1 protein-coding gene is annotated in these 494 nt (G+C 49.8%); it reads left to right on the forward strand.

The window, feature by feature from the left end:
• Positions 1-8: 8 nt before the first annotated feature.
• Entirely contained in the window at positions 9-461 is a 453-nt protein-coding gene (locus tag ACYVRA_RS08575; RefSeq protein WP_461252300.1) for an LSm family protein, read from the forward strand.
• Positions 462-494 lie beyond the last annotated feature (33 nt).

Consider the following 494-nt stretch of genomic DNA (forward strand, 5'->3'; position numbering starts at 1 on the left):
GCAAAGACATAGATAACCGGGAAATAGTGGCCGTAAGGCAGCCGCTTGAAGACGTTCTTAAGGGGCTTGGCTTGCGCCTTATTGAACTTGCAGTTTCCCGGCACAGGGAGAGCGTGCAGATCAGGGCTGTGATTTACAACGGGGGAAGCATTGGCACCGATGACTGTTCAAAAGCCCATCGCGCCATAACGCCTCGGCTGGAGTTGGCGTTTGAAGGGCAGGACATCTACCTTGAAGTGTCGTCTCCGGGGATAGACAGGCTGATTAAAGACGGCGCTGAATTTGCCAATTATAAAGGAAGGGGAGTGCGGTGTTACCGCGCTGATATTTCAGATTGGACGGCGGGGATTTTGGAGTCCGCCGATGAAGAAGGAATTATCATAAAGACAAAGGAAGGGAATGTCAGAATAAAGTTTGACATTATAGCCAAAGCCAGGCTTGATCCTTCACAGGAGGTATAAATTGGGAACAGATATGTCGCAGGCAATTCGTCA

It is taken from the genome of Treponema sp. R8-4-B8 (assembly GCF_054786175.1).